Raw genomic sequence first — 1,146 nt, 5'->3', positions numbered from 1 at the left:
ATTATCGTGTTAAATAGTAAAAGTTAATTCCCTCTTAGTTCAGTTGGTAGAACGCCGGACTGTTAATCCGTATGTCACTGGTTCAAGTCCAGTAGAGGGAGCCAAATAAGAAAGCCCGCAAGCAATTGTGGGCTTTTTTACGTCTAGATTTTGATGAAATTCCCTCTTAGTTCAGTTGGCGGCACTTTATAAGAAGCTTGGCGGACTGCTAATCCGTATTGTCACTGGTTCAAGTCCAGTAGAGTGAAGCCAAACAAGAAAGCCTTGTCGAAAGACAAGGTTTTTTTTCGTCTAGAGTTTAATGAAATTCCCTCTTAGTTCAGTTGGCGGCACTTTATAAGAAGCTTGGCGGACTACTAATCCGTATGTCACTAGTTCAAGTCCAGTAGAGGGAGCCAAATAAGAAAGCCCGCAAGCAATTGCGGGCTTTTTTACGTCTAGATTTTGATGAAATTCCCTCTTAGTTCAGTTGGCGGCACTTTATAAGAAGCTTGGCGAACTGCTAATCCGTATGTCACTGGTTCAAGTCCAGTAGAGGGAGCCAAATAAGAAAGCCCGCAAGCAATTGCGGGCTTTTTTACGTCTAGATTTTGATGAAATTCCCTCTTAGTTCAGTTGGCGGCACTTTATAAGAAGCTTGGCGGACTGCTAATCCGTATGTCACTGGTTCAAGTCCAGTAGAGTGAAGCCAAACAAAAATAACACTGCCTATCATTCACATCTCGGAAGCTGAGGTACGAGGGCTATCCGTGATCTATTCACAACGTGATTGAGCCAAAAAGACGCCAGCTAACACAATCACTCTACAACGCGCGAGTAGTAAATCCTCTATTTCATTCGTAGCCTTACTGTAAAAATGACCAAATTAAACACATCAAGCAAATAATGCGTCTGAATATTTGATCTAATTTTCACCACTAAAACTCAATCCGTCTTTTTACGTTAAAAAAATACCGTCAATTTTTCTTTAATTCATTTTTCACCACCCTTACTGCATCAAACTATTTTTCCTACCTTGAACTAACAAATATCAGAAAACCAAACATTCACGTTCAAAATACCAACAATCAGAACAAAAAAGATAATGTCAGTAACTATTTAAAAAAAAACCATTGACGCCAAGGCCAAAAACCTTTTTAATGCGCT

General features: G+C 39.8%; 5 tRNA genes. All 5 read left to right on the top strand.

The window, feature by feature from the left end:
• Positions 1–28 precede the first annotated feature (28 nt).
• The 5 genes from GLP24_RS19780 to GLP24_RS19760 all read left to right on the top strand — a co-directional run bounded on the left by GLP24_RS19780 (position 29) and on the right by GLP24_RS19760 (position 691).
• Positions 29–104: transfer RNA gene (locus GLP24_RS19780), tRNA-Asn, on the top strand.
• 55 nt (positions 105–159) lie between these two features.
• Positions 160–252, top strand: a tRNA-Ser gene (locus GLP24_RS19775).
• Positions 253–308: 56 nt separating this feature from the next.
• A tRNA-Ser gene (locus GLP24_RS19770) sits at positions 309–398 on the top strand.
• Between the two features lie 56 nt (positions 399–454).
• Positions 455–544 (top strand) — tRNA-Ser (locus GLP24_RS19765).
• 55 nt (positions 545–599) lie between these two features.
• Positions 600–691: transfer RNA gene (locus GLP24_RS19760), tRNA-Ser, on the top strand.
• Positions 692–1,146 lie beyond the last annotated feature (455 nt).

Source organism: Photobacterium carnosum (genome assembly GCF_021236965.1).
Lineage (GTDB): Bacteria > Pseudomonadota > Gammaproteobacteria > Enterobacterales > Vibrionaceae > Photobacterium > Photobacterium carnosum.
This window is presented reverse-complemented; position numbering and strand designations above follow the sequence as displayed.